Source organism: Pseudomonas sp. SG20056, assembly GCF_031764535.1.
Lineage (GTDB): Bacteria > Pseudomonadota > Gammaproteobacteria > Pseudomonadales > Pseudomonadaceae > Aquipseudomonas.
The window spans coordinates 2196940-2221418 of the sequence record NZ_CP134499.1 but is presented as its reverse complement, the minus strand read 5'-3'; the positions used below and the strand labels follow the sequence as shown (position 1 = coordinate 2221418).

Sequence of the window (24479 nt, the reverse complement as noted above, 5' to 3'; positions counted from 1 at the left end):
TGAGGTGAAGCTATGTTAAATCGAGAGCTCGAAGTCACCCTCAATCTGGCTTTCAAGGAGGCTCGTACCAAGCGTCATGAATTTATGACGGTTGAGCATTTGTTGCTGGCTCTCCTGGATAACGAGGCCGCTGCCAGCGTACTGCGTGCGTGCGGGGCCAACCTGGACAAGCTGCGGCATGATCTGCAAGAGTTTATCGACTCCACCACGCCGCTAATCCCACAACACGATGAAGAGCGCGAAACGCAGCCTACCTTGGGTTTCCAGCGCGTTCTGCAGCGCGCGGTGTTCCACGTACAGAGTTCCGGCAAGCGTGAAGTGACCGGTGCCAATGTACTGGTAGCAATCTTCAGCGAGCAGGAAAGTCAGGCGGTGTTTCTGCTCAAGCAGCAGAGCGTCGCGCGTATCGATGTGGTCAATTTTATTGCCCACGGCATCTCCAAGGTTCCGGGCCATGGTGGCCATTCGGAAACCGAACAGGAAATGCAGGACGACGAAAGCGGCGAGTCCTCCAGCTCGAGCAATCCGCTGGATGCTTATGCCAGCAACCTGAATGAACTGGCTCGCCAGGGCCGCATTGATCCGCTTGTCGGCCGCGAGTCGGAAGTCGAACGTGTGGCGCAGATTCTTGCGCGTCGGCGTAAGAACAATCCGCTATTAGTGGGTGAAGCGGGTGTCGGTAAAACCGCCATTGCTGAAGGCCTGGCCAAGCGCATTGTCGATAATCAGGTACCTGACTTGCTAGCGGACAGCGTGGTCTACTCCTTGGATCTCGGCGCATTACTGGCCGGTACCAAATACCGTGGTGATTTTGAGAAGCGCCTGAAGGCGCTTCTCAATGAGTTGCGTAAACGTCCGCACGCCATCCTGTTTATTGATGAAATCCACACCATTATTGGCGCGGGCGCGGCATCGGGTGGAGTAATGGATGCGTCCAACTTACTGAAACCTATGCTGTCTTCGGGTGAAATACGCTGCATCGGCTCGACGACCTTCCAGGAATTCCGCGGCATCTTTGAGAAAGACCGCGCTCTCGCTCGGCGCTTCCAGAAAGTTGATGTGGTTGAGCCGTCGGTAGAAGACACCATCGGCATTTTGCGTGGTCTGAAAGGTCGCTTCGAGCAGCATCACAGCATCGAATATAGCGATGAGGCACTGCGCGCAGCGGCTGAGCTGGCTTCGCGCTATATCAATGACCGCCATATGCCGGACAAGGCCATTGACGTAATCGATGAGGCAGGCGCTTATCAGCGCTTGCAGCCGCTGGAAAAACGCCTGACGCGTATCGATGTGGCGCAGGTCGAAGACATCGTGGCGAAAATTGCCCGTATTCCGCCAAAACATGTCAGCAGCTCGGACAAAGAACTGCTGCGTAACCTGGAACGTGACCTGAAGCTCACTGTATTTGGCCAGGACGCCGCAATTGACTCGCTGTCGACCGCGATCAAGCTGTCGCGTGCCGGCCTCAAAGCCCCTGACAAGCCTGTCGGCTCCTTCCTGTTTGCCGGGCCCACTGGGGTTGGTAAAACTGAGGCTGCACGCCAGTTGGCCAAAGCGTTAGGTGTAGAGTTGATTCGCTTCGATATGTCCGAGTACATGGAGCGCCACACTGTGTCGCGCCTGATCGGTGCTCCACCCGGTTATGTAGGCTTTGATCAAGGCGGTCTACTGACCGAAGCGATCACCAAAACGCCACATTGCGTATTGCTGCTTGATGAGATCGAAAAGGCTCACCCGGAAGTCTTTAACCTGCTCCTGCAGGTTATGGATCATGGCACCCTGACCGACAACAATGGCCGTAAGGCTGATTTCCGCAATGTGATCGTGATCATGACCACCAACGCTGGCGCTGAAACAGCGGCGCGGGCATCCATTGGCTTCACCCATCAGGACCACTCGTCTGATGCCATGGAAGTGATCAAGAAAAGCTTCACGCCGGAGTTCCGCAACCGCCTGGATACCATCATCCAGTTCGGCCGCCTGAGCCACGAAGTGATCAAAAGCATCGTCGATAAGTTCCTCACCGAACTGCAGGCGCAGCTTGAGGACAAGCGTGTCACCCTGGAAGTCAGCGATGCCGCACGTAGCTGGCTGGCTGAGAGCGGTTATGACGTACAGATGGGCGCTCGACCGATGGCTCGCCTGATTCAGGACAAGATCAAGCGTCCGCTGGCGGAAGAGATCCTGTTTGGTGAGCTGGCCGAGCACGGCGGTGTGGTGCATATCGATATTGAAGGTGGCGAGTTGACCTTCGATTTCGAAACTACGGCGGAAATGGCCTAGGCGTAGTTTTCTTACGCGCACAAAAACGCCCGGCATTGCCGGGCGTTTTTACTGGAGCTTGGTGTAACAGATGCCGGAAAACTGAGTTTTCGCTGGCCTGTTAACGGGCGCGGTAAGTAATGCGGCCTTTGCTCAAGTCATAAGGCGTAAGTTCAACGCGAACTTTGTCGCCAGTCAGAATGCGGATGTAATTTTTGCGCATCTTTCCGGAGATGTGCGCAGTAACGACGTGCCCATTTTCCAACTCCACACGGAACATGGTGTTGGGCAGGGTGTCGACGACAGTGCCTTCCATTTCGAAGCTGTCTTCTTTCGACATGCAGTAAAGCCCTCGGTATCCAATGAATGGCCCGGTGCAACTGGCGCCAGGCAAAAGCGGCGTGCATTGTGCCCGAAATTTGGGGTTTGCGCCAAGGGCTTCAGTTAAGACTGACCCAGCGTTGATTGACGAACAGTTCTATTGGCCTGTACTGGGTCTTGTAATTCATCTTGCGGCAGTTCTTGATCCAGTAGCCTAGATAGACCGCATGCAGCCCTAATCGCGCCGCTTCGGCAATTTGCCAGAGAATGGCAAAGCGCCCGAGGCTGCGTCGTTCCTCGCCTGGCTCGTAAAAGGTGTAAACCGCCGACAATCCATTGGGCAGTACATCGGTGACGGCAATTGCCAGCAGGCGGTCGTTCTGACGGAACTCATAGAAACGCGAGAAGGCTAGGTCGCGTACCAGAAAGGTCGAAAACTGCTCGCGGTTGGGCGGGTACATATCGCCATCGGCATGCCGCTGCTCAATGTAGCGCACGTACAACGCATAATATTCCTCGGTAAAAGCCGGGCGCACGAGGCGAACCTGGATGTCCTGATTACGTTTGAATATACGCCGTTGCTGGCGATTCGGGCTGAACTGGGCGGCAGGGATGCGCGCCGGGACGCAAGCGGTGCAACGCTGACAATGCGGGCGATAGAGGTGGTCGCCACTGCGGCGAAAGCCCATTTCCGAAAGCTCAGCGTAAACATCCGCATCCATGGGCTGGCTGGGGTCGAGGAACAGGGTGGTGGCCTGCTCATCGGGCAGATAGCTGCAGGGGTGCGGTTGAGTGGCGTAAAACTTTAGGCGGGCCAGCTCAGTCATGATCGACTCTCGGGATCGGTCTTGAATCAAGTGTAAGCCAGGCTGGCAAACTCGCCTAGGCGACCCAGTCCGCCTGGCTGGATTGATCAAGATGGTCACTCAGGTAGCCGGCAAACTCGCTACGGGGAATCGTCTGAGCGCCGAGGCTGAGCAGATGCTCGGTCGGCATTTGGCAATCGATCAACACAAAGCCCCAGTCTTTCAAGTGTTCGACCAGGGTAACGAAGCCCACTTTGGATGCATTATCTGCGCGACTGAACATCGACTCGCCAAAGAACAGCTGACCCATGGCCAGACCATAGAGCCCGCCAACCAGCTCGTTATCGCGCCAAACCTCAACCGAATGAGCAATACCGCGCCTGTGCAGTTCCACGTAGGCGTCCTGCATAGGGCTGGTGATCCAGGTTTCTGCCGCATAGCTGCGCGGTGCGGCGCAGGCACGGATGACATCAACGAAAGCTTGGTCGAAGGTCACCCGATAACGGCCCTGGCGCAGCACCTTGGTGAGACTGCGCGAGATGTGCAGCTTGTCAGGCAGCAGCACGGTGCGCGGGTCCGGCGACCACCAGAGAATCGGCTGGCCATCCTGAAACCAGGGGAAGCAGCCGTGGCGATAAGCCTGGATCAAGCGTTCCGGGCGCAGGTCGCCACCTGCCGCCAGCAGACCGTTCGGCTCGCGCAAGGCTTTATTGAGAGGCGGAAAATCCAGTGAGTCGCGTTGCAGCCACGTCAGCATGTGCAGGGCCGGAGTTGGACAGAGGAGGAGGGTAGGGCGGACTGTGTGTCCGCCCCGAATGGATCAATTGTCGTCGAGGAATTTCTCGACATCCAGCGCGGCCATGCAGCCAGCACCGGCAGAAGTAATGGCCTGGCGGTAAACGTGGTCAGCCACGTCGCCCGCTGCAAACACACCTTCAATACTGGTGGCGGTGGCATTACCTTCATTGCCGCCTTTGATCAGCAGATAGCCGTCGCGCATTTCCAGCTGACCGTGGAACAGCTCGGTATTGGGCTTATGGCCGATGGCGATAAACACGCCAGCCAAAGGCAGATCTTTACTTGCACCACTCTGTGTATCTTTCAGGCGCGCGCCGGTAACGCCAGTGTTGTCGCCCAGCACTTCTTCAAGAGAGTGGTTCCAGTGCAGTACAACGTTGCCGTTGGCTGCTTTTTCGAACAGCTTGTCCTGAAGAATTTTCTCGGAGCGCAGCTTGTCGCGGCGATGCACCAGGTGCACTTCCTTGGCGATATTCGACAGGTACAGCGCTTCTTCGACCGCGGTATTGCCGCCGCCAATCACCGCGACCACCTGATTGCGATAGAAGAAGCCATCGCAGGTGGCGCACGCCGATACGCCCTTGCCGGAAAACGCTTCTTCGGACGGCAGGCCCAGGTATTGCGCCGATGCGCCCGTGGCGATAATCAGTGCGTCACAGGTGTAGGTGCCGCTGTCGCCTTTCAAGGTGAAAGGGCGCGACTGCAACTCGGCGGTGTGGATGTGGTCGTAGACAATCTCGGTTTCAAAGCGCTCGGCATGCTTTTGCATACGTTCCATCAGCGCTGGGCCGGTCAGACCTTCGACATCACCCGGCCAGTTGTCCACTTCGGTGGTGGTGGTCAGCTGACCGCCGGGCTGAATGCCAGTAATGATCACAGGCTTGAGGTTGGCGCGGGCAGCGTAAACGGCAGCGCTATAACCGGCAGGGCCGGAGCCCAGGATGATCAAGCGTGAATGCTTGACTTCGCTCATAAAAACACCTCATAAGCCTTTGTCACAAAAGAGAATGCATGCTCCAATTGAGCCGCACGGAAGATATTGGCAGATATGCTACACCGAAGCGGGCGAAGAGCGGGAGTCAACCGCTATAGCTGTTTATGCATACAGCTCGGTCTGGTATCGTGCGGTTAAACCCGTACAATCGCTGCATATTTTGCCGTTAACCAATTATTCGGCGCCTCTGGCGCAGGAACAGATGCGTTTTGAAGAAATCTAGCCCAACCGCACAAGCCCCTCTCTGGCGTCAGCAGCTGCCTTATCGACTCAAAGAAGGCGCGCTGATTGGCCTGGGCGCACTTTGCCTTTATCTCTGGATGGCTCTGCTGACCTATGATGCGGCCGATCCGGGCTGGACCCACACCAGCAATGTTGAGCAGGTGCAGAACGCCGCCGGGCGCGCCGGTGCCTGGTTTGCCGACATTCTGTTTATGGCGCTGGGCTATTTTGCCTATCTATTCCCGCTGCTGTTGGCGGTAAAAACCCTGCAAGTGTTCCGTGCCCGCCATCAGCCGTGGCAGTGGAGCGGCTGGCTGTTCTCCTGGCGGCTGATTGGTTTGGTCTTTCTGGTGCTATCCGGTGCCGCGCTGGCGTATATCCATTTTCAAGCCAGCTCTAGCATGCCGGCCTCCGCAGGTGGCGCGCTGGGCGAAAGCCTTGGGGCCTTGGCGATCAATGCACTGAATGTGCAAGGCAGTACTCTGCTTCTGATTGCGCTGTTTCTCTTCGGTTTGACGGTGTTTACCGATCTGTCCTGGTTCAAGGTGATGGACCTGACCGGGAAGATCACCCTCGATCTGATCGAGCTGATCCAGAGCCTGGCTAACCGCTGGTGGAGTGCGCGAGTTGAGCGCAAGCAGTTGGTGGCGCAGCTACGTGAGGTCGATGAGCGCGTCAGTGAAGTCTCCGCGCCAATAGTGCTGGATCGCCGCGAACAGGCCAAGGTCAAAGAACGGCTGATCGAGCGTGAAGAGTCGTTGAACAAACACATGAGCGAGCGGGTCAACCGCCCAGCCCCAGTGATCACGCCGCCGGCAGCGCCGAAAGCGCCTGAGCCGAGCAAGCGCGTGCTGAAAGAAAAGCAGGTCAACCTGTTTGAAGACAGTGCGCTGGCCGGCAGTCTGCCGCCGATTTCGATCCTCGATGTGGCCGAGAAAGTTCAGAAGAAATACTCGCCCGAATACCTGGAAGCCATGTCGCGCTTGCTTGAGATCAAACTCAAGGAGTTTGGCGTCGAGGTTATCGTCGAGTCGGTTCATCCGGGCCCGGTGATTACCCGTTTCGAGATTCAGCCCGCAGCTGGGGTCAAGGTCAGCCGTATTTCCGGCCTGGCCAAGGACCTGGCGCGTTCGATGGCGATCATCAGCGTGCGCGTGGTCGAAGTGATTCCGGGCAAAACCACCGTCGGTATCGAAATTCCCAACGAAGACCGGCAGATCGTGCGCTTCTCCGAAGTGCTGTCATCACCCGAGTACGACGAAGCCAAGTCGCCGGTTACTCTGGCTCTGGGCCACGATATCGGCGGCAAGCCGGTGATCACCGACCTGGCGAAGATGCCCCACCTGCTGGTGGCCGGTACCACCGGCTCCGGTAAGTCGGTCGGGGTTAACGCAATGATTTTGTCGATTCTGTTCAAGTCCACGCCGGAAGAGGCGCGCTTGATCATGATCGACCCGAAAATGCTCGAACTGTCGATCTACGAAGGCATTCCGCACCTGCTCTGCCCAGTGGTGACCGACATGAAGGAAGCCGCCAACGCCCTACGCTGGTCGGTGGCCGAGATGGAGCGTCGCTACAAGCTGATGTCGAAGATGGGCGTGCGCAACCTGGCCGGCTTTAACCGCAAGGTCAAAGACGCCGAAGAGGCGGGCGAGCCGCTGAGCGACCCGCTCTACAAGCGCGAAAGCATGCACGACGAAGCGCCGCTGCTGAAAACCCTGCCGACCATCGTGGTGGTGGTCGACGAGTTCGCCGACATGATGATGATCGTCGGCAAGAAGGTTGAAGAGCTGATCGCCCGTATCGCGCAGAAAGCCCGTGCTGCAGGGATTCACCTGATTCTCGCGACCCAGCGCCCCTCGGTGGATGTGATCACCGGTCTGATCAAGGCCAACATCCCGACCCGTATGGCGTTCCAGGTATCGAGCAAGATCGACTCGCGCACCATCCTCGACCAAGGCGGCGCCGAACAGCTACTGGGCCACGGTGACATGCTTTATATGCCGCCAGGTACTGGACTGCCAATTCGCGTACACGGCGCTTTCGTTTCTGATGAAGAAGTGCACCGCGTGGTCGAGGCCTGGAAGCAGCGTGGCACACCTGACTATATTGACGACATTCTCGCGGGCGTCGAAGAGTCCGGTAGCGGTTTTGAGGGTGGCAGCGGCGAGGGCAGTGAAGGCAGCGAGGCCGACCCGCTTTACGATGAGGCGGTCAATTTCGTACTGGAAAGTCGCCGTGCGTCTATCTCTGCCGTGCAGCGCAAGCTGAAGATCGGCTACAACCGCGCCGCGCGAATGATTGAAGCCATGGAAATGGCCGGCGTCGTCACCTCAATGAACACCAATGGCTCTCGCGAGGTCATAGCACCAAGCCCCGTTCGCGATTAACGCCTAGCCCGATCTGATAAGGAGTCCCATGCGCCTGATTCGCATGCTGTTGCTGACCGTACTGAGTTTTACCAGCGTTGCCGCCATGGCCGACGATGAAGTTGCCGTGCAGCGTTTGACCGAGCTGCTTAACCAGGCGCAGACCATCAACGCACGCTTTTCCCAGCTGACCCTAGACGGCAGTGGTACCCAGCTGCAGGAAACTGCTGGCCAGCTCGCGCTGAAACGTCCGGGCCTGTTCCGCTGGCACACCGATGCGCCAATGGAGCAACTGTTGGTCTCCAATGGCGAGAAAGTCTGGTTGTATGACCCGGACCTGCAACAGGTGACCATTCAGACCCTCGATCAGCGCCTGACCCACACCCCGGCGCTGCTGCTGTCCGGCGATGTGTCGAAGATTCGTGAGAACTTCGAGATCAGCCACAAAGAGGGTGGCAACGTGGTCGACTTTATTCTCAAGCCAAAATCCAAGGACACTCTGTTCGACAGCCTGCGTCTGTCGTTCCGCAACAAGGTGCTCAACGATATGCAGCTGATCGACAGCATCGGCCAGCGCACCAACATTCTTTTCCTCAACGTGAAAATGAATGAGCCTCAGGACGATGCGCAGTTCACCTTCGAGATACCGGCCGGCGCGGACGTAATTCAAGAGTAGAAAGCTTAAAGCAAGAGGCGTTAAACCGCAGTCATGGATCTGTTTCGCAAGGCTCCCGTTGCTCAACCCCTGGCTGCCCGTTTGCGTGCAGCCAGCCTGGATGAGTACGTCGGTCAAGAGCACTTGCTGGCACGTGGCAAACCCTTGCGTGAAGCGCTGGAGCAGGGCGCGCTGCACTCGATGATCTTCTGGGGCCCGCCAGGCGTCGGCAAGACCACCCTGGCGCGGCTGCTGGCGCAGGTTTCCGATGCGCATTTCGAGACCATTTCTGCGGTGCTTTCCGGGGTCAAGGAGATTCGTCAGGCCGTGGAAGTCGCGCAGCAGCATGCCGCGCAATATGGCCGTCAGACCATCCTGTTTGTCGATGAAGTGCACCGCTTCAACAAGTCGCAGCAGGATGCCTTCCTACCTTACGTGGAAGACGGCACGCTGATCTTTATCGGCGCCACCACGGAAAACCCCTCGTTCGAGTTGAACAACGCCTTGCTCTCACGCGCCCGCGTGTACGTACTGAAAAGCCTGGATGAAAGCGCGCTGCGCAAACTGGTCGATCGCGCCTTGAGCGACCCAAAGGGCTTGGGCGAGCGCCAACTTATCCTGCCGGAAGAAAGCTTCCAGATTCTCCAAGCCGCCGCCGATGGTGATGGCCGGCGCTTGCTCAATTTTCTGGAAAACGCTGCGGATCTGGCCGAAGACGGCAGCGAGATCAGCAGCGATTTGCTGCTCAATCTGCTTGGCGATACCCGTCGGCGCTTCGACAAGGGCGGCGAAGCCTTTTACGACCAGATATCCGCGCTGCACAAATCCGTGCGTGGCTCCAACCCCGACGGCGCGCTGTACTGGTTTGCGCGCATGCTCGATGGCGGCTGTGATCCGCTGTATATCGCCCGGCGCGTGGTGCGCATGGCCAGCGAAGACATCGGCAACGCCGACCCACGGGCGCTGACCCTGTGCCTAAACGCCTGGGATGTACAAGAGCGCCTGGGCAGTCCCGAGGGCGAGCTGGCAGTGGCTCAGGCGATTATCTACCTCGCCTGCGCGCCGAAAAGCAATGCGGTCTACAACGCCTTCAACGCCGCCAAGCGTGACGCTGCCGAGCATGGCTCGCAGGAAGTCCCACTGCACCTGCGTAACGCACCGACCAAACTTATGAAAGAGTTGGGGTATGGCGACGAATACCGCTACGCCCACGATGAACCCGATGCCTATGCGGCAGGTGAGGATTACTTTCCGGAAACCTTCGAGCCGCGCGAGTATTACCAGCCAGTGCCACGTGGTCTGGAGTTGAAGATTCGCGACAAGCTGCAGCATTTGAAAAGCCAGGACCGCAATAGCCCTCGGCAGCGGAGAAAACCATGATCGGTGTAGTGGTTGCCGTAGCCCTGGGCGGTATGTTCGGCACGCTGTTGCGCTTCGCCACGGCCAACTGGGTCAGCGCAAACTGGCCGCAGCACTTCTACGGCGCGACCCTGGCAGTGAATATTCTCGGTTGCCTGCTGATCGGCTACCTGTATGGCCTGTTCCTGCTGCGTCCTGAGCTGCCGCTGGAGTTGCGCGCGGGGCTGATTGTTGGCTTTCTCGGCGGCCTGACCACCTTTTCATCTTTTTCCCTCGACACCGTGCGCCTGCTGGAGAGCGGCCAGCTGCCGCTGGCCCTGGGCTATGCGGCAGTCAGCGTGTTGGGTAGCCTGCTAGCGACCTGGGCGGGACTTAGCTTGGCGCGCCTGTGTCAGTAACGGCGTTGTCGATTGGCACTTCCCCCCGCTAAAGCCTTAAACTGCGCGGCATTGCGCGTCATGGCCAAAGCCATGCAAACCCTTGTGAAGTGTTGAGACCAGAACATGCTTGATTCCAAACTCGTTCGTACCCAGCTCCATGAAGTGGCCGAGCGCCTGGCCGCCCGTGGTTTTGTCCTTGATGTTGCGCGCTTCGAAGCGCTTGAGGCTCAGCGCAAGACGCTGCAGACCCGCACCGAGCAGCTGCAGGCCGAACGTAACAGTCGCTCCAAATCCATTGGCCAAGCCAAGCAACGCGGTGAAGACATTGCGCCGCTGCTAGCAGAAGTGGATCAGATGGGCAGCGATCTGGAGCAGGGCAAGCGTGACCTCGACAGCATTCAGACTGAGCTCGACAACCTGCTGCTGAATATCCCCAATCTGCCGCATGAGTCGGTGCCGGTGGGTGCAGACGAAGAGGGTAACGTTGAGGTGTCGCGCTGGGGCACGCCGCGTAGCTTCGATTTCCCGATTCAGGATCACGTTGCCCTCGGCGAGCAGCACGGCTGGCTGGACTTTGAGACTGCCGCAAAGCTCTCTGGCGCGCGCTTTGCCTTGCTGCGCGGCCCCATCGCCCGTATGCACCGCGCCCTGGCACAGTTCATGATTAACCTGCACACCGGCGAGCACGGCTACGAAGAAGCCTACACGCCGTATTTGGTACAGGCGCCGGCGCTGCAAGGCACCGGCCAGCTGCCGAAGTTCGAGGAAGACCTGTTCAAGATCGCCCGCGAAGGTGAAGCCGATCTGTATCTGATCCCGACCGCTGAAGTATCGCTGACCAATATCGTTGCCGGCGAGATTCTCGACGCCAAGCAACTGCCGCTGAAGCTGGTTGCTCACACGCCATGCTTCCGCAGTGAAGCTGGTGCATCCGGCCGTGATACCCGCGGCATGATCCGTCAGCACCAGTTCGACAAGGTTGAGATGGTGCAGATCGTCGAGCCGAGCAAATCTTTCGAAGCTCTGGAAAGTCTGACCGCCAATGCTGAGCGCGTGTTGCAGCTGCTTGAGCTGCCATACCGCAAACTGGCGCTGTGTACCGGTGACATGGGCTTCGGTGCAGTGAAAACTTACGACCTGGAAGTCTGGGTGCCGAGCCAGGATAAGTACCGCGAGATTTCCTCGTGCTCTAACTGCGGCGACTTCCAGGCGCGTCGCATGCAAGCACGCTACCGCAACCCGGAAACCGGCAAACCCGAGTTGGTGCACACCCTCAACGGCTCCGGCCTGGCAGTAGGTCGCACACTGGTTGCCGTGCTGGAGAACTACCAGCAGGCCGATGGCAGCATCCGCGTGCCGGACGTGCTGAAGCCCTATATGGGCGGTATCGAAATCATCGGTTAATCCGAATTTCAGTTACCTGTGACGGGGCGGCCAGTGCCGCCCCGTTTTGTTTACCCGATTGAGAGCGTGCGTCATGGATTTTCTGCCCCTGTTCCACAAACTGCAGGATCGCCTGGTACTGGTGGTCGGTGGCGGCGAAGTTGCCGTGCGTAAGGCGCGCTTGCTCAGTGATGCCGGTGCGACGTTGCGGGTGGTGGCGCCTGAGGTTCGGGATGAACTGCGTGAGATGGCCAGCGCGCGCAATGGTGAGGTGCTGCTGCGTGATTATCAGTCGGCTGATCTGCAGGGCGTGGCGCTGATCATTGCCGCCACCGATGACGAACCGCTGAATGCGCAAATCTCGGCCGAAGCTCAGGCTTTGGGTATTCCGGTCAATGTGGTGGACGCGCCGAAGCTGTGCAGCGTGATTTTCCCGGCTATCGTCGACCGCTCGCCGCTAATCGTGGCGATTACCAGCGGTGGCGATGCACCGGTGCTGGCCCGACTGATTCGCGCCAAGATCGAAACCTGGATTCCCGCGACCTATGGTCAGCTGGCCGGTTTGGCCAAGCGTTTTCGTGCCCAGGTCAAAGCGCTCTTTCCCGATGTGCAGCAGCGCCGGGTGTTCTGGGAAGATGTATTCCAGGGCCAGGTGGCCGAAAGCGTCTTCGCCGGCAAATTGCAGGAAGGTCAGCGCCTGCTGGAAGAGAAGATTGCCGGCATTGCCCCGCGCACCTTGGGCGAGGTGTACCTGGTGGGCGCAGGGCCGGGGGATCCTGATCTGCTGACTTTCCGCGCCTTGCGCCTGATGCAGCAAGCCGATGTAGTGCTTTACGACCGTTTGGTGGCGCCTGCGATTATCGAACTGTGCCGCCGTGATGCCGAGCGCATCTATGTCGGCAAACAGCGCGCCGAACATGCCGTGCCGCAGGAGCAGATCAATCAGCGCCTGGTCAGTCTGGCCAAAGAAGGCAAACGAGTGCTGCGCCTTAAAGGCGGCGACCCGTTTATTTTCGGGCGAGGCGGCGAGGAAATCGAAGAGTTGGCCGCTCACGGCATTCCGTTTCAGGTGGTACCGGGCATCACCGCAGCCTCAGGCTGTGCGGCTTATGCTGGGATTCCGCTGACCCACCGTGACCATGCACAGTCGGTGCGCTTTGTTACCGGTCATCTGAAAGATGGCAGCAGCAATCTGCCCTGGAACGAGCTGACGGCCAGCAGCCAGACCCTAGTGTTCTATATGGGCCTGGTAGGTTTGCCGATCATCTGTCAGCAGCTGATTGCCCATGGCCGCGCCGCGACAACTCCGGCAGCATTGATCCAGCAGGGCACCACGCAGAACCAGCGGGTGTTTACGGGCACCCTGGCCAATCTGGCGGAGCTGGTGGCGGAGCATGAGGTGCATGCGCCGACGTTGGTCATAGTCGGCGAAGTGGTGCAGCTGCGGGAGAAACTGGCCTGGTTCGAAGGGGCTCAGGCGAGCGTCTGATTGCGCGCGGCCCATAGTTGGGCCGCGTGCTCCAGGGCTTGCTCACGCGGCTCGCCGAGGGCGCGCAAGGCCAACGCCATGGTGCTGATAACGGCAAGCTGGCCGTAATCATCGGCAGCTTCACCGCGCCAGAAGGCGGCCAGATGAGCGGGTTGCAGCGATTCGGGTTTGACGTGGCGCAGCGCCGACAGCGCCGGCCATTCTTCATCCCAGTTTTCGCCATTGGCCGTGCCATACAGGTGGCTGGTGGCGTCCGGGTTGATCTCGATTTCGCCGCCTTCACCCTTGATCACCACCGCGCTATCGCCGAGCAACTGGCTGGCTTCACGGTGCACTGCCTGATAACCCGGATGAAAGATGCTCTGCAGGCCGCAACGTGCCCCCAACGGGTTAAGAATGCGCGCCAGGGAATGAATCGGTGAGCGCAGGCCGAGGATATTGCGCAGGTCGATCATCCGCTGCAGTTGCGGCATCCAGTCGCCCAGCGGGATAAACGCCAGGTGCTGGTGTGCCAATGCCTGCTCGACGCTATCCCAGTTGCGGCACAGCGGGATGTGCAGGGTTTCGAGCAGCTGTTCGCTGTACATCCGCCCGGCAGTGTGTGGGCCGCCTCCATGCAGCAGGATGCGAATACCGCTATTGGCCAGTGCTTTGGCGGCTAGCAGGAACCAAGGCAGGTGGCGCTTCTTCCCGGCATAGCTCGGCCAATCCAGGTCCACCTGAATCGCTGGCGCTTGCAGGCGCGCGCGCACGGCTTCGGCAAAGCCGGCCATTTCCTCGGCGCTTTCTTCCTTGTGCCGCAACAGCATCAAAAAGGCACCCAACTGGGTGTCTTCAGCCTTCCCCTCAAGCAGCATGCCCATGGCGTCTCGGGCTTCCTCGCGAGTCAGGTTACGTGCGCCACGCTTGCCCTTACCTAGAATGCGTACAAATTGAGCGAAAGGATGTTCCGGCGGAGTAACAAGGTTCATAGGCAATTGGTCGGTTTGGGCAGGCCCGCCAGCTTGGCGGCGAGTTTGGCGGGAGCGCCATTGAACAGGCGATTAAGGTTCAGGCTATTGCCTTTCTCGGGGCCGATTTTTACGGCAATAAATTTGATCAGCGGACGGTTGGCCGGGGACAACTGAAATTCGTCGTAAAAGCTGCGCACCAGCCAAAGGATTTCCCAGTGTTCGGCACTCAGGCTGATGCCTTCACGTTGCGCCAGGGCGTGCGCGGTAGCTTCGGACCAATCCGCCAGGTCGAGCAGATAGCCATCTTTGTCCAGCGCCAGGCTGCGACCTTCAACATTCAATGCCGTCATAGCCAGGTGTTTACCTTGTCGTATTGACAGCTCAACGCAACGAAACCGGGGTAATCGACCTGCTTGAGGCGGGTAGGGCACAGCAGGCCGCGAGCCTGCACGTCTTCATCCAACGCATACAGCGCAATGCTTTCAGGCATCAATTCAAGCGCCTGACGCTGCACGCTGTCGTTCTGCAAGGCGTATACGGCATCACCGCAGAGCAGCAGGGCATCCTGGCGGCCGAGAATGCGCAGGCAGCTGCTCAGGCGGCTATCGGTAAAGGGCGAGTGCGAAAGTACGTGCAAGGTAGCCATCAGAGCGTAATCACCTGGTCGTAACGGTCAATCAAGGCGCTTATTGATGAGTCATCGAGGCGCTCGACAGCGAGGCTGCTGGGTTGATCCTGCAGGCCACGTTCGGCCATGCTGCGCTGCGAGACATACAGCGCCTCGACACCGAACATCGGCAAGGCCTGCAGGTTGGCGCTGAGGTCTTTCTGCTGCAGGGTGGCCGGTTGCTGCGCGCCACTCAGCTGGAATACCCCGTCATCGAGAAATAGCATGCCAATCGGCAAATCGAAGGCTCCGCCGGCCAGCGCGATATCCAGCGCTTCCCGCGCACTGGGGCCGGACCAAGGCGCTTGGCGACTGATGATCAACAGCGACTTGCTCATTTCAAGCCCCCCCAAAGCACACAATGCGATCCGCCAGCTGCGCCGCTTCGTGCAATTGGCCTAGGCCGGAAAGCTCCCAGGGCGCATTCAGGTTGGCAGCCGTGCGCGAGTAGCGCTGGGCTTCATCGTCATTTAACACGCCACGGCGTAAGGCGGCGGCGATACACACCACGCCATCCAGCTGCTGCGTTTGCACAAATTCTCGCCATTCGCGGGGTAGGTCCACCTCATCCTGCGCGCAAACTACATTGCTCGAGGCGCTGTGTACGCCATCCTGATAAAAGAACAGCCGCACAATCTCATGCCCACCCGCCAATGCTGCCTGAGCAAAACGCAGCGCACGGCGCGAGGAGGGCGCATGGGGAGGGGAGAACAGGGCGATGGCGAACTTCATAGCAAACCTGGCGAGCCAATTTGGCGGAATGATAAAGCCTGAGTCGCCAAGATGCGCGCGGCAGGCATAAAAAATGACCGGGAGTCATTTTTAACGTCGCTAGCGACGGCCCGAAGGGGGCGAGCCATGGATGGCAAGCATAAAAAAGCCCGCCGAAGCGGGCTTTGCACAGCACGTTGAATCAGTCGTCGCTGCCCATGATGCCGAAAATCTGCAACAGGCTGACGAACAGGTTGTAGATCGATACATACAGGCTGATGGTCGCCATGATGTAGTTGCGCTCACCGCCGTGAATGATTTCGCTGGTCTGGTACAGGATGCAGGCGGAGGAGAACAGCACGAAACCTGCGCTGATCGCCAGTTGCAGCCCGCTGATCTCGAAGAAGAAGCCAGCAACCATCGCACCCAGCAGAACAAAGAAACCAGCAGTGATAAAGCCACTGAGGAAGCTCATGTCCTTGCGGGTGGTCAGCACGTATGCCGACAGGCCGCAGAACACCAAGGCCGTCATGGCGAAAGCCGAGCTGACAACTTCAGCACCGTTGGCCATGCCCATGTAGCGATTGAGGATCGGGCCGAGGGTGTAGCCCATAAAGCCGGTCAGCGCGAGGGTCGAAACCAGGCCCCAGGCCGAGTTACGCAGTTTGGCGGTGAGGAAGAACAGGCCGTAGAAGCCAATCAGCACCACGAAGATATTCGGGTAAGGCACATTGGCGCGCTGTGCTATGTACGCCACCAGGCCGCTGAAGGCCAGGGTGATGGCCAACAGGCCATAAGTGTTGCGCAGGACGCGGCTGACTTCTTGCTGCTCAACCTGCGTATGGTCAAGTGCATAATTGTGTTCGTTCATGGCGACACTCCTGAAATGGCTGATGGTTCCGTGACCAAGGTCAGGCCCGATCATAGCAGAGGCAGATAAAGAGCCAATACGCAGAGTTTGACAGCGTGTTGCGTTCGGGTAAGATTGCCGCCCGCAATCGCCGGAAGCGTGGCAGAGCGGTTGAATGCAACGGTCTTGAAAACCGTCGAAGGGGAAACTCTTCCGTGAGTTCGAATCTCACCGCTTCCGCCATATTCCTCTGGCCGTCACCCTAGCGCAGCTTTATTGGCGCTTGCATTTTGACGGTTATGCGCCAAGCTGGGTTTAACAAATCTCCAGCCTTCCAACCCAACCAGCCGCTCTTGGCGGCTGATGCAAACGGGGTGTCGCTTGATCAGGGTGCTAGTTGTTGATGACCACGACCTGGTACGTACCGGCATCACCCGTATGCTGGCTGATATCGACGGCTTGCATGTAGTTGGTCAAGCCGAGTCTGGCGAAGAATCCCTGAAGAAAGCCCGCGAACTGAAGCCCGATGTTGTCCTGATGGACATCAAGATGCCGGGTATCGGCGGCCTCGAGGCTACGCGCAAACTGATTCGCAGCCATCCCGACCTGAAAGTCGTTGCGGTTACCGTATGCGAAGAAGATCCGTTCCCTACGCGCCTGCTGCAAGCCGGTGCTGCTGGTTACCTGACCAAAGGTGCCGCCTTGGAAGAAATGGTTCAGGCCATCCGCATGGTGTTCAGTGGCCAGCGTTATATCAGCCCGCAGATCGCTCAGCAGCTGGCCCTCAAGTCGTTCCAGCCACAAAGCAGTAATTCGCCGTTCGATCTGCTCTCCGAGCGTGAAATCCAGATCGCGCTGATGATTGCCGGCTGCCAGAAGGTTCAGGCCATCTCCGACAAGCTCTGCCTGTCGCCGAAAACCGTGAATACCTACCGCTATCGCATCTTCGAAAAGCTGTCGATCACCAGCGATGTCGAGCTGGCCCTGCTGGCCGTGCGCCACGGCATGATTGATGCCAGCAGCTGACGACAGTCGCGCAGCTTTCGATTCCAGCGCGTTTCTCTCCACCTGCAGCGGTCGCCCTGGCGTGTATCGCATGTTTGATGTGGACGCCAAGCTGCTCTACGTCGGCAAAGCCAAGAACCTGAAAAAGCGCCTGGCCAGCTATTTCCGCCAAAGCGGTTTAGCACCGAAGACCGCCGCTCTGGTGGGCCGAATCGCGCAGGTCGAAACCACCATCACCGCCAATGAAACCGAAGCGCTGCTGCTTGAACAGACGCTGATCAAGGAATGGCGACCGCCGTACAATATTCTGCTGCGCGACGATAAGTCCTATCCCTATGTGTTTCTATCCGATGGTGATTTCCCGCGGCTGAGCATTCACCGCGGCGCGAAAAAGCAGAAGGGCCGTTACTTCGGCCCGTATCCCAGCGCCGGAGCTATCCGCGAAAGCCTCAACCTGCTGCAAAAGACCTTTCTGGTGCGCCAGTGCGAGGACAGCTTTTACAAAAATCGCACACGGCCCTGCCTGCAGTACCAGATCAAGCGCTGCAAAGGCCCCTGTGTTGGCTTGGTCGAGCCGGCCGAGTACGCCGAAGATGTTCGCCACTCGGTGATGTTCCTTGAGGGCCGCAGCAACGCGCTGACCGATGAATTATCGAGTGGCATGCAGGCTGCGGCCACAAGCCTGGACTTCGAGCGCGCCGCCGCGCTGCGCGACCAGATTTCGCTGCTGCGCCGGGTGCAGGATCAACAGAGCATGGAAGGCGGCACCGGTGATGTGGACGTGGTTGCCGCCATGGTCAACCCAGGTGGCGCATGCGTGCATTTGATCAGTGTGCGCGGTGGCCGAGTGCTTGGCAGCAAAAACCTCTTTCCTCAGGTAGCGATTGAGGAGGAGGGCAGTGATGTTCTTCTGGCCTTTCTGGCGCAGTACTACCTGAGCAGCCATGAACGCGACCTGCCGAGCGAGCTGATCGTCAACGCCCAACACGAAGACTTCCCCACGCTGATCGCAGCCATCGATGAGTCACGCGGCCGCGAGCTGAGCATCAGCTATCGCGTACGCGGCACCCGTGCGCGCTGGCAGCAGCTGGCCGTGACCAATGCAGAGCAGGCTTTAGCCGCGCGCCTGGCCAATCGACAGCACGTTGCCGCACGCTTTGACGCTCTGGCTCAGGCGCTGGATATGGATGAAGTGCCGCAGCGCCTGGAGTGCTTCGACATCAGCCATTCCAGTGGTGAGGCGACGGTTGCTTCGTGTGTGGTATTTGGCCCGGAAGGCCCGCTGAAATCAGATTACCGCCGTTACAACATCGAGGGCGTGACGCCAGGCGATGACTACGCCGCCATGCACCAGGCGCTGACTCGGCGTTTCAGCAAGATCAAGGATGGCGAAGGCAAACTGCCAGATATCCTGCTGGTCGACGGCGGTAAAGGCCAGCTGGCCATGGCCCGCGAAGTGCTCGAAGAGCTGTCGGTGCCAGACCTGATTCTGCTGGGCGTTGCTAAAGGCACTACGCGCAAACCGGGTTTGGAAACCCTCTACCTGAATGACGTCGCCCATGAATTTACGCTGCCAGGCAATTCGCCGGCCTTGCACCTGATCCAGCAGATCCGCGATGAGTCGCACCGTTTTGCCATCACCGGGCACCGCGCCCGCCGTGGCAAAACCCGCCGCACCTCCACGCTTGAAGACGTTGCCGGTGTAGGCCCTAAGCGCCGGCGTGAGCTGCTCAACCACTTCGGTGGACTGCAGGAGTTGTCCCGCGCCAGCATTGAAGAAATCGCCAAAGCACCTGGAATCAGTAAAAAACTCGCCGAGTTGATTTATGCGGCCCTGCACAGTGAGTAGAATGCCGGCTCTCTTTACCGCCAAGTTGTGTCGATGAATATCCCCAATCTGCTGACCGTGCTCCGTGTATTGCTGATCCCGGTGTTTATTCTGCTGTTCTACCTTCCTTTCAGCTGGAGCTATTGGGCCGCCAGCGCGGTGTTTTCAGTCGCAGCGGCAACTGACTGGCTGGATGGTTATTTGGCCCGTCGCTGGGAGCAGAGCACGCCTTTTGGTGCTTTCCTCGATCCGGTTGCCGACAAGCTGATGGTAGCGGTTGCCCTGGTGTTGCTGGTGGCCGAACACGCCAATCTCTGGCTAACCCTGTCTGCGTCGATCATCATCGGTCGCGAAATCGTGGTTTCGGCACTGCGTGAATGGATGGCAGAGCTCGGTGCTCGCGCGCATGTTGCCGTATCGAAACTGGCCAAATGGAAAACCGCCGCGCAGATGGTTGCTCTGGTTATTTTGCTGGCCAATCCGCCGACCTTTACCGCCTGGGTTGTGCTCGGTTACGCGCTGTTGATCATTGCCGCCGTACTCACCCTGTGGTCGATGGCGCAGTATCTGTTGGCCGCATGGCCACACCTGCGAATCACCTCGGAAAAGAAATAAGCTTTTTTGAATCAAGGGGTTGACGGGGCGTTCTGAAGCTATAGAATGGCGGCCGTCAGCACGACAAGCGGGAATAGCTCAGTTGGTAGAGCACGACCTTGCCAAGGTCGGGGTCGCGAGTTCGAGTCTCGTTTCCCGCTCCATTTTTAACGGGCCGTTTTACACGGTCCTTTTAGTTTCAAGGCTGAGTAGCAGAGTGGTTATGCACCGGATTGCAAATCCGTGAACGCCGGTTCGATTCCGACCTCAGCCTCCAATTAGAAAAGCCTCGTAGATCACTGATTTACGAGGCTTTTTCATTTAAATTTGAAACCTTGCGAGGCATCCAAGGGCTGTATATAGTCCAAGCCTCACAATGCAGCGCTACCGCCCGAATGGCGAAATCGGTAGACGCAAGGGACTTAAAATCCCTCGAGGGTAACCTCGTGCCGGTTCGATTCCGGCTTCGGGCACCATGTACATGATTTCAGATGTTCCTGTATGAACCTGAAACCCACTAAAACCGGCACTCTTGCCGGTTTTTTTGTGCCTGAAATTTGTACGCATGCCTTTATCTAGGCTTGTCATCTGGATGTCGTACGCATGTCATACCCCTGCCATCTGCTTTAGCTGCAATCGCGGTAACTCAGCGAGGAGTGCAGGCGATGCGGATTTGTGTGATTGGCGCAGGATATGTGGGGCTGGTATCGGCAGCCTGTTTTGCCGAGATGGGCAATCGGGTGATCTGCGTTGAGCGCGATGCGCAGCGTGTGGCGCGGCTTGCCCGTGGCCAGTCGCCGATTTATGAGCCTGGGCTGGAGGCCATGCTGCAGACCCACCTGAGTAGCGGTCAGCTGAGCTTTAGTCAGCATCTGCATGAAGGCATCAAGCAGGCTGAAATCATCTTTATCGCAGTCGGCACGCCGAGCGGGGAGGACGGTTCGGCTGACCTGTCACATGTCCTGGCCGTGGCCGATGAGCTGGGCGATCTGCTTGAGCAGAACTGCGTGGTGGTGAACAAGTCAACGGTGCCGGTGGGCACGGCCGAGCGTGTTGCACAGCGCATTAACAGTCGCTTGAGCAAACGAGGCAAACGCTTTGCGGTGACGCTGGCAAGTAACCCGGAATTTCTCAAGGAAGGCTCGGCGATTGACGACTTTATGCGGCCAGATCGAGTGATTGTCGGCTGCGACGAACCCCAGGGTCATGAGTTGCTACGCCGACTCTATGCGCCATTCCTGCGTAATCACGAGCGTTTGTTGTGCATGGGATTGCGGGCGGCTGAATTCAGCAAATATGCCGCCAACGCCTTTTTGGCCACCAAGATTTCCTTTATCAATGAAATGGCCAGCCTTTGCGCACGCCTGGATGTAGACATCGAGGACGTGCGGCGTGGCATCGGCAGCGACAAACGCATTGGTACTCACTTTATCTACGCCGGTTGCGGCTATGGCGGCTCATGCTTTCCCAAGGATGTGCGGGCGCTGATTCGCTGCGCAGAGCAGGAAGGCATTGAACCAGGCATTCTGCGCGCAGTCGAAGCCCGTAACGCGTTACAGAAGACGTTGTTGTTCCAGGCCCTGCGTGAGCATTTTTCTGGTTACTGGCAAGGGCGAGTGGTTGCGCTGTGGGGCCTGGCGTTCAAGCCGGGCACCGATGATCTGCGTGAAGCGCCCAGCCTGGTTCTGCTGGATGCTTTACTAGCCGTCGGCGTTACCGTTCAGGCCTGTGATCCGGTCGCGACAACGGCTCTGGCAGAACGCTACGGCCAAGCGATTGGTAGTGGTCAGCTGCGCTTGAGTACGTCGCCGTATAGCGTCGCTGAGGGTGCCGATGCACTGGTGCTCGTCACCGAGTGGAAGCAATTCCGTCAGCCTGACTTTGTCCGTATTCGCGGCCTGATGCGCATGCCTGTGCTGTTTGACGGGCGCAATATCTACGATGCCATGCAGTTGGCAGAGCTGGGTTTTCTTTACCGAGGCATTGGCCGGCCCGCGCAGGGGCATTGTAAGGCCAGTGCAGCCTGATAAACTGCGCACGCAATTTTCACCCCATCTACCCAAGGTTTCCCATGATCAAGAAATGCTTGTTCCCAGCAGCCGGTTACGGCACCCGCTTTCTGCCAGCCACCAAGGCCATGCCCAAGGAAATGCTGCCGATCGTGAACAAGCCGCTGATCCAGTACGGCGTCGAAGAGGCGCTGGAAGCCGGGTTGACGGAAATTGCCATGATCACCGGCCGCGGCAAACGCGCGCTGGAAGATCACTTCGATATCAGCTACGAGCTTGAGCACCAGATCCGCGATACCGACAAGGAAAAATACCTCGTCGGCATTCGTCGCCTGATCGACGAATGCACCTTTTCCTACACCCGTCAGGTGGAAATGAAAGGCCTGGGCCACGCCATTCTCTGTGGCCGTCCGCTGATTGGTGATGAGCCTTTCGCTGTGGTGCTGGCCGATGACTTGTGCCTGAACCTGGACGGCGATGCTGTGCTGACGCAGATGGTCAAGCTGTATAACCAATTCCGCTGCTCGATCGTGGCCATCCAGGAAGTGCCGCCAGAAGAAACCCACAAATATGGCGTGATCTCTGGCGAAATGATTCGTGAAGACATCTACCGGGTAAACAGCATGGTCGAAAAACCCAAGCCGGAAGATGCCCCGTCGAACCTGGCGATTATTGGTCGCTATATCCTCACCCCGGATATCTTCGATCTGATTGAACAGACCGAGCCAGGCAAGGGCGGGGAAATCCAGATCACCGACGCGCTGATGAAGCAGGCGCAGAACGGCTGCGTGATGGCCTATAAATTCAAGGGCAAACGCTTTGATTGCGGCGGCGCTGAAGGCTATATCGACGCCACCAACTTCTGCTTCGAGAACCTCTACAAGACTGGCAAAGCCTACTGATTCAGGCTTGATAACCAGACTACACAGCCACCTTCGGGTGGCTGTTTGCATTCAGGGCAAGGGCATATGCTCAGCGCCAGGCCCTAGCGGCTGGCCGTAACTGAACTCAACATAGTTGCCTGCCGGGTCACGCAGGCCGCAGTAGTAGCCAACGGGGTAGGGTTCATCACGCGGTTCCCAGACCAGACAACCTGCAGCTCGCGCTCTCGCTGCGATGCGATCAACCTGTTCTCGACTTTCCAGGGCAAAGCCAAAGTGGCTGTAGTCATCCGCAGCCAATTGGCGATCCTGTCCACCCGGCATGATCACAAAAATAAAGCTGTGTTCCTTACCTTGTTCGGCCATCCAGACAATCCGTGAGCCTTTGCCAGCACGCTGGTGAATCACCTGCATCGCACAGAACTGCTCGTAAAAGCTTACGCAGGAGTCGAGATCAGGCACATGCAAGGCCAGGTGAGTAAGGGTAGGGCGCATCACGGTTCTCCTGTTCTGCATGCATCAAGTTTAGGCACTGACGCGCCTTGGGGTATGCTGGCAGCCTGTTCTGGAGGCTGAAATGACCTACGACTTCGACCTGTTTGTAATTGGTGCCGGTTCCGGCGGTGTGCGGGCTGCGCGATTTGCTGCCGGCTATGGCGCGCGCGTGGCGGTTGCCGAAAGCCGCTACCTCGGTGGTACCTGCGTCAATGTTGGCTGCGTACCGAAGAAGCTGCTGGTCTATGGCGCGCATTTCGCCGACGACTTCGAACAGGCGCAAGGGTTCGGCTGGGAACTGGGGGAAGCCAGGTTCGACTGGTTGACCCTGATCAGCAACAAAAACCGTGAAATCGAACGACTCAATGGCATCTATCGCAACTTGCTGGTTAACAGCTGTGTGACCTTGCTTGAAGGCCACGCGCGAATTGTTGATGAGCACAGCGTTGAACTGGGCGGACAGCGTTACAGCGCCAAACACATCCTGATTGCCACCGGCGGCTGGCCGCAGATTCCTGAAGTGCCGGGACATGAATATGCCATTGGCTCGAATGAAGTGTTCTTTCTAGAGCAGCTGCCCAAACGTGTACTGGTTGTAGGTGGCGGTTATATCGCCGTGGAGTTCGCCTCGATCTTTAACGGTCTTGGCACAAAAACCTCGTTGCTCTATCGAGGTGACCTGTTCCTGCGTGGTTTCGACAAGGCCGTGCGTCTGCACTTGCAGGATGAGTTGAACAAGCGCGGTGTCGATCTGCAGTTCAACAGCGATATCGCCCGCATCGACAAACAAGCTGATGGCAGCCTGCTGGCCACTCTAAAGGATGGCCGCGCGCTTGAGACCGACTGTGTTTTCTATGCCACCGGCCGTAGGCCGATGCTGGATAACCTGGGCCTGGAAAATACCCATGTGCAGCTCGATAAGCGCGGCTTTATCGAAGTGGACGAGCAATACCAGACCAGTACACCCTCGATTCTCGCTATCGGCGATGTAATCGGTCGTGTGCAGCTGACACCGGTAGCGTTAGCTGAAGGCATGGCGGTCGCCAGGCGTTTGTTCAAACCAGAGGAGTACCGCAAGGTCGACTACCGGCTGATCCCGACGGCAGTATTTAGCCTGCCCAATATCGGCACGGTCGGACTGAGCGAAGAGCAGGCGAAGGAGGAGGGCTACAGCGTCCAGCTTTTCGAAAGCCGCTTCCGACCGATGAAACTGACCATGACCGAAAGCCAGGAGCGCACCCTGATGAAACTGGTTGTGGACGCCGATACAGACAGAGTGCTGGGTTGTCATATGGTTGGCCCCGACGCCGGTGAAATCGTTCAAGGCCTGGCGGTGGCGCTTAAAGCAGGCGCGACCAAGCAGCTGTTCGATGAAACCATCGGTGTGCATCCAACGGCCGCCGAAGAGTTCGTCACCATGCGTACTCCTGTGTCCTCCTGAGGTCAGC

25 protein-coding genes and 4 tRNA genes are annotated in these 24479 nt (G+C 58.3%); 18 read left to right on the top strand and 11 right to left on the bottom strand.

Annotated elements, in window-relative coordinates; genetic code table 11:
• Nucleotides 1–12 precede the first annotated feature (12 nt).
• A complete protein-coding gene (clpA, locus tag RHP75_RS10665) occupies nt 13–2283 on the top strand; it encodes an ATP-dependent Clp protease ATP-binding subunit ClpA (RefSeq protein WP_311091812.1) in 2271 nt (756 codons plus the stop codon).
• Nucleotides 2284–2383: 100 nt separating this feature from the next.
• On the opposite strand, the gene infA is transcribed toward clpA, so the two are convergent.
• The 4 genes from infA to trxB form a co-directional block, all read right to left on the bottom strand.
• A complete protein-coding gene (infA, locus tag RHP75_RS10660; protein WP_002553999.1) occupies nt 2384–2602 on the bottom strand; it encodes a translation initiation factor IF-1 in 219 nt (72 codons plus the stop codon).
• A gap of 100 nt (nt 2603–2702) precedes the next feature.
• Nucleotides 2703–3410, bottom strand: coding sequence for an arginyltransferase (locus tag RHP75_RS10655; protein WP_310285398.1), 708 nt, complete (start codon nt 3408–3410; stop codon nt 2703–2705).
• A 55-nt stretch (nt 3411–3465) separates the two neighbouring features.
• The gene (aat, locus tag RHP75_RS10650) at nt 3466–4146 is read right to left on the bottom strand and encodes a leucyl/phenylalanyl-tRNA--protein transferase (protein WP_311091810.1); all 681 of its coding nucleotides are present in this window, start codon (nt 4144–4146) and stop codon (nt 3466–3468) included.
• 63 nt (nt 4147–4209) lie between these two features.
• Nucleotides 4210–5160 (bottom strand): thioredoxin-disulfide reductase, encoded by a 951-nt coding sequence (gene trxB / locus RHP75_RS10645; protein ID WP_311091809.1) that lies wholly within the window; start codon nt 5158–5160, stop codon nt 4210–4212.
• Here trxB and RHP75_RS10640 point away from each other — a divergent pair.
• From RHP75_RS10640 to cysG, 7 genes are all read left to right on the top strand, one after another.
• Nucleotides 5129–5404, top strand: coding sequence for a hypothetical protein (locus tag RHP75_RS10640; protein WP_170049958.1), 276 nt, complete (start codon nt 5129–5131; stop codon nt 5402–5404). The two genes, trxB and RHP75_RS10640, sit on opposite strands and share 32 nt — an antisense overlap.
• Nucleotides 5391–7793 (top strand): DNA translocase FtsK, encoded by a 2403-nt coding sequence (gene ftsK, locus RHP75_RS10635; protein WP_311091808.1) that lies wholly within the window; start codon nt 5391–5393, stop codon nt 7791–7793. The genes RHP75_RS10640 and ftsK overlap by 14 nt, the downstream gene beginning before the upstream one ends.
• 28 nt (nt 7794–7821) lie before the next feature.
• Nucleotides 7822–8448, top strand: coding sequence for an outer membrane lipoprotein chaperone LolA (gene lolA, locus RHP75_RS10630; protein WP_167144629.1), 627 nt, complete (start codon nt 7822–7824; stop codon nt 8446–8448).
• A 33-nt stretch (nt 8449–8481) separates the two neighbouring features.
• Nucleotides 8482–9807 carry a replication-associated recombination protein A gene (locus RHP75_RS10625; RefSeq protein ID WP_311091807.1) on the top strand — a complete coding sequence of 442 codons (1326 nt, stop codon included), beginning with the start codon at nt 8482–8484 and terminating at the stop codon, nt 9805–9807.
• Nucleotides 9804–10184: a fluoride efflux transporter CrcB gene (gene crcB / locus RHP75_RS10620; protein ID WP_311091805.1), complete on the top strand. Its 381-nt coding sequence runs from the start codon at nt 9804–9806 to the stop codon at nt 10182–10184. Before RHP75_RS10625 ends, crcB begins: the two co-directional genes overlap by 4 nt.
• Nucleotides 10185–10289: 105 nt before the next feature.
• Nucleotides 10290–11570 (top strand): serine--tRNA ligase, encoded by a 1281-nt coding sequence (gene serS / locus RHP75_RS10615; RefSeq protein ID WP_311091804.1) that lies wholly within the window; start codon nt 10290–10292, stop codon nt 11568–11570.
• Between the two features lie 73 nt (nt 11571–11643).
• Nucleotides 11644–13038, top strand: a complete 1395-nt coding sequence (cysG, locus tag RHP75_RS10610) for a siroheme synthase CysG (protein WP_311091803.1) — start codon at nt 11644–11646, stop codon at nt 13036–13038.
• On the opposite strand, the gene RHP75_RS10605 is transcribed toward cysG, so the two are convergent.
• From RHP75_RS10605 to RHP75_RS10580, 6 genes are all read right to left on the bottom strand, one after another.
• Entirely contained in the window at nt 13023–14009 is a 987-nt protein-coding gene (locus RHP75_RS10605) for a glycosyl transferase family protein (RefSeq protein ID WP_311091802.1), read from the bottom strand. The two genes, cysG and RHP75_RS10605, sit on opposite strands and share 16 nt — an antisense overlap.
• On the bottom strand, nt 14006–14341 hold the full coding sequence (locus RHP75_RS10600) for a TusE/DsrC/DsvC family sulfur relay protein (RefSeq protein WP_310285388.1): 336 nt from the start codon (nt 14339–14341) through the stop codon (nt 14006–14008). The genes RHP75_RS10605 and RHP75_RS10600 overlap by 4 nt, the downstream gene beginning before the upstream one ends.
• Nucleotides 14338–14637, bottom strand: coding sequence for a sulfurtransferase complex subunit TusB (tusB, locus tag RHP75_RS10595; protein WP_311091800.1), 300 nt, complete (start codon nt 14635–14637; stop codon nt 14338–14340). Before tusB ends, RHP75_RS10600 begins: the two co-directional genes overlap by 4 nt.
• The gene (gene tusC, locus RHP75_RS10590) at nt 14637–14996 is read right to left on the bottom strand and encodes a sulfurtransferase complex subunit TusC (RefSeq protein WP_311091799.1); all 360 of its coding nucleotides are present in this window, start codon (nt 14994–14996) and stop codon (nt 14637–14639) included. Before tusC ends, tusB begins: the two co-directional genes overlap by 1 nt.
• Nucleotide 14997: 1 nt before the next feature.
• Nucleotides 14998–15390, bottom strand: coding sequence for a sulfurtransferase complex subunit TusD (gene tusD, locus RHP75_RS10585; RefSeq protein WP_311091798.1), 393 nt, complete (start codon nt 15388–15390; stop codon nt 14998–15000).
• 181 nt (nt 15391–15571) lie between these two features.
• Nucleotides 15572–16240 (bottom strand): Bax inhibitor-1/YccA family protein, encoded by a 669-nt coding sequence (locus RHP75_RS10580; RefSeq protein WP_311091797.1) that lies wholly within the window; start codon nt 16238–16240, stop codon nt 15572–15574.
• A 132-nt stretch (nt 16241–16372) separates the two neighbouring features.
• On the opposite strand from RHP75_RS10580, the gene RHP75_RS10575 reads away from it, so the two are divergent.
• From RHP75_RS10575 to galU, 9 genes are all read left to right on the top strand, one after another.
• Nucleotides 16373–16462 (top strand) — tRNA-Ser (locus tag RHP75_RS10575).
• Between the two features lie 138 nt (nt 16463–16600).
• Nucleotides 16601–17245 carry a UvrY/SirA/GacA family response regulator transcription factor gene (uvrY, locus tag RHP75_RS10570; RefSeq protein ID WP_160014285.1) on the top strand — a complete coding sequence of 215 codons (645 nt, stop codon included), beginning with the start codon at nt 16601–16603 and terminating at the stop codon, nt 17243–17245.
• On the top strand, nt 17232–19073 hold the full coding sequence (gene uvrC / locus RHP75_RS10565; RefSeq protein ID WP_311091795.1) for an excinuclease ABC subunit UvrC: 1842 nt from the start codon (nt 17232–17234) through the stop codon (nt 19071–19073). The genes uvrY and uvrC overlap by 14 nt, the downstream gene beginning before the upstream one ends.
• A gap of 33 nt (nt 19074–19106) precedes the next feature.
• The gene (gene pgsA, locus RHP75_RS10560; RefSeq protein WP_311091794.1) at nt 19107–19667 is read left to right on the top strand and encodes a CDP-diacylglycerol--glycerol-3-phosphate 3-phosphatidyltransferase; all 561 of its coding nucleotides are present in this window, start codon (nt 19107–19109) and stop codon (nt 19665–19667) included.
• Between the two features lie 67 nt (nt 19668–19734).
• Nucleotides 19735–19810 (top strand) — tRNA-Gly (locus RHP75_RS10555).
• 39 nt (nt 19811–19849) lie between these two features.
• Nucleotides 19850–19923: transfer RNA gene (locus RHP75_RS10550), tRNA-Cys, on the top strand.
• Nucleotides 19924–20035: 112 nt separating this feature from the next.
• A tRNA-Leu gene (locus RHP75_RS10545) sits at nt 20036–20122 on the top strand.
• 189 nt (nt 20123–20311) lie between these two features.
• A complete protein-coding gene (locus RHP75_RS10540; protein WP_311091793.1) occupies nt 20312–21673 on the top strand; it encodes a UDP-glucose/GDP-mannose dehydrogenase family protein in 1362 nt (453 codons plus the stop codon).
• Nucleotides 21674–21717: 44 nt separating this feature from the next.
• Nucleotides 21718–22557 carry a UTP--glucose-1-phosphate uridylyltransferase GalU gene (gene galU, locus RHP75_RS10535; RefSeq protein ID WP_311091792.1) on the top strand — a complete coding sequence of 280 codons (840 nt, stop codon included), beginning with the start codon at nt 21718–21720 and terminating at the stop codon, nt 22555–22557.
• Between the two features lie 51 nt (nt 22558–22608).
• Here galU and RHP75_RS10530 read toward each other — a convergent pair whose 3' ends face one another.
• A complete protein-coding gene (locus RHP75_RS10530) occupies nt 22609–23031 on the bottom strand; it encodes a VOC family protein (protein WP_311091791.1) in 423 nt (140 codons plus the stop codon).
• 82 nt (nt 23032–23113) lie between these two features.
• On the opposite strand from RHP75_RS10530, the gene gorA reads away from it, so the two are divergent.
• The gene (gorA, locus tag RHP75_RS10525; RefSeq protein WP_311091790.1) at nt 23114–24472 is read left to right on the top strand and encodes a glutathione-disulfide reductase; all 1359 of its coding nucleotides are present in this window, start codon (nt 23114–23116) and stop codon (nt 24470–24472) included.
• Nucleotides 24473–24479: the final 7 nt, after the last annotated feature.

What these genes read in the sequence shown, in the direction of transcription:
- gorA (WP_311091790.1), top strand. Translation starts at nt 23,114, where the DNA reads ATGACCTACGACTTCGACCTGTTTGTAATTGGTGCCGGTTCCGGCGGT.
- RHP75_RS10640 (WP_170049958.1), top strand. Translation starts at nt 5,129, where the DNA reads ATGATCAAGCGTGAATGCTTGACTTCGCTCATAAAAACACCTCATAAG.
- tusD (WP_311091798.1), bottom strand. Translation starts at nt 15,390, where the DNA reads ATGAAGTTCGCCATCGCCCTGTTCTCCCCTCCCCATGCGCCCTCCTCG.
- cysG (WP_311091803.1), top strand. Translation starts at nt 11,644, where the DNA reads ATGGATTTTCTGCCCCTGTTCCACAAACTGCAGGATCGCCTGGTACTG.
- RHP75_RS10580 (WP_311091797.1), bottom strand. Translation starts at nt 16,240, where the DNA reads ATGAACGAACACAATTATGCACTTGACCATACGCAGGTTGAGCAGCAA.
- infA (WP_002553999.1), bottom strand. Translation starts at nt 2,602, where the DNA reads ATGTCGAAAGAAGACAGCTTCGAAATGGAAGGCACTGTCGTCGACACC.
- galU (WP_311091792.1), top strand. Translation starts at nt 21,718, where the DNA reads ATGATCAAGAAATGCTTGTTCCCAGCAGCCGGTTACGGCACCCGCTTT.
- RHP75_RS10540 (WP_311091793.1), top strand. Translation starts at nt 20,312, where the DNA reads ATGCGGATTTGTGTGATTGGCGCAGGATATGTGGGGCTGGTATCGGCA.
- aat (WP_311091810.1), bottom strand. Translation starts at nt 4,146, where the DNA reads ATGCTGACGTGGCTGCAACGCGACTCACTGGATTTTCCGCCTCTCAAT.
- crcB (WP_311091805.1), top strand. Translation starts at nt 9,804, where the DNA reads ATGATCGGTGTAGTGGTTGCCGTAGCCCTGGGCGGTATGTTCGGCACG.
- tusB (WP_311091800.1), bottom strand. Translation starts at nt 14,637, where the DNA reads ATGGCTACCTTGCACGTACTTTCGCACTCGCCCTTTACCGATAGCCGC.
- RHP75_RS10530 (WP_311091791.1), bottom strand. Translation starts at nt 23,031, where the DNA reads ATGCGCCCTACCCTTACTCACCTGGCCTTGCATGTGCCTGATCTCGAC.
- tusC (WP_311091799.1), bottom strand. Translation starts at nt 14,996, where the DNA reads ATGAGCAAGTCGCTGTTGATCATCAGTCGCCAAGCGCCTTGGTCCGGC.
- RHP75_RS10655 (WP_310285398.1), bottom strand. Translation starts at nt 3,410, where the DNA reads ATGACTGAGCTGGCCCGCCTAAAGTTTTACGCCACTCAACCGCACCCC.
- RHP75_RS10625 (WP_311091807.1), top strand. Translation starts at nt 8,482, where the DNA reads ATGGATCTGTTTCGCAAGGCTCCCGTTGCTCAACCCCTGGCTGCCCGT.
- pgsA (WP_311091794.1), top strand. Translation starts at nt 19,107, where the DNA reads ATGAATATCCCCAATCTGCTGACCGTGCTCCGTGTATTGCTGATCCCG.
- clpA (WP_311091812.1), top strand. Translation starts at nt 13, where the DNA reads ATGTTAAATCGAGAGCTCGAAGTCACCCTCAATCTGGCTTTCAAGGAG.
- lolA (WP_167144629.1), top strand. Translation starts at nt 7,822, where the DNA reads ATGCGCCTGATTCGCATGCTGTTGCTGACCGTACTGAGTTTTACCAGC.
- uvrC (WP_311091795.1), top strand. Translation starts at nt 17,232, where the DNA reads ATGCCAGCAGCTGACGACAGTCGCGCAGCTTTCGATTCCAGCGCGTTT.
- RHP75_RS10605 (WP_311091802.1), bottom strand. Translation starts at nt 14,009, where the DNA reads ATGAACCTTGTTACTCCGCCGGAACATCCTTTCGCTCAATTTGTACGC.
- trxB (WP_311091809.1), bottom strand. Translation starts at nt 5,160, where the DNA reads ATGAGCGAAGTCAAGCATTCACGCTTGATCATCCTGGGCTCCGGCCCT.
- serS (WP_311091804.1), top strand. Translation starts at nt 10,290, where the DNA reads ATGCTTGATTCCAAACTCGTTCGTACCCAGCTCCATGAAGTGGCCGAG.
- RHP75_RS10600 (WP_310285388.1), bottom strand. Translation starts at nt 14,341, where the DNA reads ATGACGGCATTGAATGTTGAAGGTCGCAGCCTGGCGCTGGACAAAGAT.